This is a genomic window from Burkholderia sp. Ac-20379 (genome assembly GCF_017104645.1).
Lineage (GTDB): Bacteria > Pseudomonadota > Gammaproteobacteria > Burkholderiales > Burkholderiaceae > Burkholderia.
The window spans coordinates 1-4,086 of sequence record NZ_JAAGPF010000468.1 but is presented as its reverse complement, the minus strand read 5'-3'; the positions used below and the strand labels follow the sequence as shown (position 1 = coordinate 4,086).

Annotated in this window: 5 protein-coding genes; 3 read left to right on the top strand and 2 right to left on the bottom strand. The window is 71.1% G+C overall.

The window, feature by feature from the left end:
• Nucleotides 1-761, top strand: a 761-nt coding sequence (locus G3N92_RS31465) for a CoA transferase (protein ID WP_206131440.1), incomplete at its 5' end; no start/stop codon positions are given.
• Nucleotides 762-854: 93 nt separating this feature from the next.
• On the opposite strand, the gene G3N92_RS31460 is transcribed toward G3N92_RS31465, so the two are convergent.
• Nucleotides 855-1,601 (bottom strand): GntR family transcriptional regulator, encoded by a 747-nt coding sequence (locus G3N92_RS31460; protein ID WP_206131439.1) that lies wholly within the window; start codon nucleotides 1,599-1,601, stop codon nucleotides 855-857.
• A 129-nt stretch (nucleotides 1,602-1,730) separates the two neighbouring features.
• Between G3N92_RS31460 and G3N92_RS31455 the strand changes: the two genes are divergently transcribed.
• Nucleotides 1,731-2,573, top strand: coding sequence for an aldo/keto reductase (locus tag G3N92_RS31455; protein WP_206131438.1), 843 nt, complete (start codon nucleotides 1,731-1,733; stop codon nucleotides 2,571-2,573).
• A gap of 24 nt (nucleotides 2,574-2,597) precedes the next feature.
• Here G3N92_RS31455 and G3N92_RS31450 read toward each other — a convergent pair whose 3' ends face one another.
• A complete protein-coding gene (locus G3N92_RS31450) occupies nucleotides 2,598-3,620 on the bottom strand; it encodes a HoxN/HupN/NixA family nickel/cobalt transporter (protein WP_206131437.1) in 1,023 nt (340 codons plus the stop codon).
• 160 nt (nucleotides 3,621-3,780) lie between these two features.
• Here G3N92_RS31450 and G3N92_RS31445 point away from each other — a divergent pair.
• Nucleotides 3,781-4,086, top strand: a 306-nt coding sequence (locus G3N92_RS31445; protein ID WP_206131436.1) for a MarR family transcriptional regulator, incomplete at its 3' end; no start/stop codon positions are given.

Genomic DNA, 4,086 nt, shown 5'->3' with positions numbered 1-4,086 from the left:
ACCTGACGCGCATCATCGCCGGGCCGGTGGGCGGCCGCACGCTCGCGCAGCATGGCGCCGACGTGCTGCTCGTCAACGGCCCGCATCTGCCGAACATCCCGGCGCTCGTGATCGACAACGGCCGCGGCAAGCGCTCGGCGCACGTCGATCTGCGCGGCACGGAAGGCCACGCCACGCTCGATGCGCTGGCCGGCGGCGCGGACGTGTTCCTGCAGTCGTACCGGCCCGGCGCGCTGGCCGCGCGCGGCTTCGGCGACGACGCGCTGGCGCGGCGCCATCCGGGGATCGTCTGCGTATCGGTGTGCGCGTACGGCTACGACGGGCCGTGGGCGACGCGGCGCGGCTTCGACAGTCTCGTGCAATCCGCCAGCGGCATTGCGTGGCACGAGCAGCGCGCGGCGGGCGCCGACGGCCCCGTGCATCTGCCGTGTCAGGCGCTCGATCACGCCACCGGCTATCTCGCCGCGTTCGGCGCGATGATCGCGCTGGCGCGGCGCGCGACCGAGGGCGGCAGTTGGCGCGTGCGCGTGTCGCTGGCGCAGACGGGGCGCTGGCTGCAATCGTTCGGCTTGGTGGAAGGCGGGCGCACGGTTCCCGACCGGACGCTCGATGACGTGCGCGGCGACCTAGACGCGCCGCTCCCCGCGCCGTTCGGCGCGGTGCAGGGCGTGCGGCCGGCCGAGCGGCTCGACGCCACGCCCGCGCACTTCGCGCGGCCGCCGGTGCCGCCCGGCACGGATGCGCCGGCCTGGCTCGATTGAGCGGCGCGCAGCGAGGGAACGTGAGGGAACGCGAAGGCGGCGCGCACGGAAATTGCGCGCCGGCCGCTTGCTTCGATTGACGACTTCTGTGGCTTACTTCCGCAATTCCACGACGAAATCGTAGTAATCGTTGCGGCAGTACGTATCGGTCAGCTCGATCGCGCGCTGGTCGTGCGTGTAGCCGATGCGCGTGATCAGCAGCAGCGCGTCGTGCGGCGCGATGCCCATCTGCGCGGCGATCTCGTCGCTGGCGTTGACGGCGCGGAAATGCTGCAGCGCACGCACGATCGGCGTGCCGCGCTGTTCGAGGTAGGAATAGAGCGAATCGCCGATCGCGGCCGGATCGGGAATCAGCGTGGCCGGGAACGTGGAGTTCTCGACGGCCATCACGATGCCGTCGGCGAGCCGCAGCCGCTTGAGCCGCGTGACCGATGCGGCCGGCGACAGCCCGAGCTGGATCACCTCGTCGCGGTTGGCCGGCTGCACGCTGCCCGCGATCCAGCGCGAGCTGGGCGTGAAGCCGCGCCGGCGCAGCATTTCGCTGAAGCTCGACAGCCGCGAGAGCGGATCCTCGTAACGCGGCTGGATGAAGTTGCCGGCGCCGTGGGTGCGCCGGATCAGGCCCTGTTCGACGAGCAGCGCGATCGCCTTGCGCGCCGTGATGCGCGACACGCCGAGCGCCTCCGACAGCACGCGCTCGGACGGCAGCGCCTCGCCGGCCGCCCAGCGGTTGTCGTGGATCGCCTCGCCGAGCTTGCGCGCGAGTTGCAGATAGAGCGGCGTATCGTTGTCCGGGTCCGGGCGCAGATCGTGCCAACGGTCTTCCGTCGATGGCTTCATGAGGGCGGCGTGAAACAGGGTGGGGGCCATTTTAAGTCATCGCGGGCCGCCGTTATAGCCCGGCGATCCCGGCCGCGAATCGCTACACTGGCGAGCCCGGCCTGTTGCCGGATCACCCGCGAGGACGAGATGGCGAACACCACCGATACGATCGCGCTGCCCGACGGCGAGCGCGTCGCGAAGCTCGGGCAGGGCACCTGGGAAATGGGCGAGCGGCCCGCGCGCCGCGGCGCCGAGATCGCCGCGCTGCGCGCCGGCATCGAGCTGGGCATGACGCTGATCGACACCGCCGAGATGTACGGCGACGGCGCGACCGAGGAACTGGTCGGCGAGGCGATCGACGGCCTGCGCGAGTCGGTGTTTCTGGTCAGCAAGGTCTATCCGCACAACGCCGGCCGCCGCAGCATGATCGCGTCGTGCGAGGCCAGCCTGAAGCGCCTCGGCACCGATCGTCTCGATCTGTATCTGCTGCACTGGCGCGGCGGCGTGCCGCTCGAGGAAACGCTCGAGGCGTTCGATGCGCTGCGCACGGCCGGCAAGATCCGCCACTGGGGCGTCAGCAACTTCGACACCGACGACATGGAAGAGTTGGTGGCCGCCAACGGCGCGGGCTGCGCGACCAACCAGATCCTCTACAACCTCGCGCGGCGCGGGCCGGAATTCGATCTGCTGCCGTGGCTCGCCACGCGCCGCATGCCGGCCATGGCCTACAGCCCGATCGACCACCTGCGGCTGCCGCGCGGCACCGTGCTCGACGACATCGCGGCCGAGCGCGGCGTCTCGCCCGAGCAGGTGGCGCTGGCCTGGGTGCTGCGTCGCGACGACGTGCTGGCGATTCCGAAGGCGGGCACCGTCGAGCATGTGCGCGCGAACCGCGCCGCGCTCGATCTGAGGCTCGACGATGCGGCGCTCGCGCGGCTCGACGTGGCGTTCCGGCCGCCGCGCCGCAAGCAGCCGCTCGAGATGCTGTAGCGGCGGCTCGCGCGCCGCGTTCGTTCAGGCCAGTTGCGAGCTGGCGCGGCGCCAGCGGTGGAACAGGATCGAACCGACCCAGCACACGAGGAACAGGCCGACGATGCCGTAGCCGATCGCGCCGAAGCGGTCGTTGATCGCGCCCACCAGATCCCACACGCCGCCCGCCAGCCCGAGCTTGTCGGCCGCGAGGCCGAGCGCCTCGACGCCGCCGATCACCAGCGCGACCGCCGCCGACACGAACGTGATGCTGAGGTTGTAGGCGAGCTTGCGCTTCGGGTCGTCCATCGCCCAGCCGTAGGCATGCACCATCAGCACGTTGTCGGTGGAATCGATCAGCGTCATGCCGGCCGTGAACAGCGCCGGGAACACCAGCACCGCGTGCAGCGGCAGCCCCTGGTTGGCCTGCGCAGCGGCGATCGCGAGCAGGCCGATCTCGGTGGCCGTGTCGAAGCCGAGGCCGAACAGCAGGCCCACCGGGTACATATGCGCGCTCTTCGTGACGAGCCGGAACAGCGGGCGCAGCAGGCGCGTCAGCAAGCCGCCGGCCGGGTGGTGATGGGCTTCGGCGGCCGTCGCGTCGTGCTCGCCGTGGCCGGTGCGCGCGCGGCGGTAGCGGCGCCAGATGTCGCGCAGGATCACCAGGTTGATGATCGCCAGCACGAGCAGGAAGCTCGCCGAGACAGCCGTGCCGATCGTGCCGCCGACCGCCTTGAACGTGTCGAACTGCGTGCGCAGCGCGAGCGCCGTGACGGCGATGCCGAGCGTGGCGACGATCACGATGGTCGAATGGCCGAGCGAGAAGAACAGGCCCACCGAGAACGGCCGCTTGCCGTCCTGCATCAGCTTGCGCGTAACGGTGTCGATCGCGGCGATGTGGTCGGCGTCGACCGCGTGGCGCAGCCCGAAACCGTAGGCGAGCGCCGCGGTGCCGAGCAGCAGCGGACGATCGTGCAGCGCCACCAGCGCCCAGATCCAGGCGGCGAGGTTCGCGCCCAGCAGCGCGGCATAGAGCGTGAACAACTGGCGGCGGGGCGAGGTCGGCATGATCGGGCGGAGCAGGGTGGGCGGCTGGGATGCGGGCATTCTGACACGAGCAAAAATCCGGTGGTATGACCGGACGAGCCGCTGCGCGCGGGCTGGCGGGGCGAAGCGGGATATACAGCTTAACTGTGCAGTTTTCCTGTGGAAGTGCTATCGTGCACCGATGTCCCGCTCCCCCGAATTCTCCCCCGCTCCCGAACCCGCCCATCTGGCGGGCGACCTGCGCATCGCGCTGGCCCGGCTGATGCGGCGGCTGCGCGAGCAGGGCCGCGCCGGCGATTTCACGTCGTCGCAGCGCTCGGTGCTGCTGCGTCTGGAACGCGACGGGCCGTCCACCGTGTCGGCGCTGGCGCGTGCGGAAAGCGTGCGGCCGCAGTCGATGCGCGCCACGGTGGCCGCGCTCGAAGCGGCTGGCGCGGTGAGCGGCTCGCCCGATCCGGCCGACGGCCGCCAGACGCTGATGCGCCTA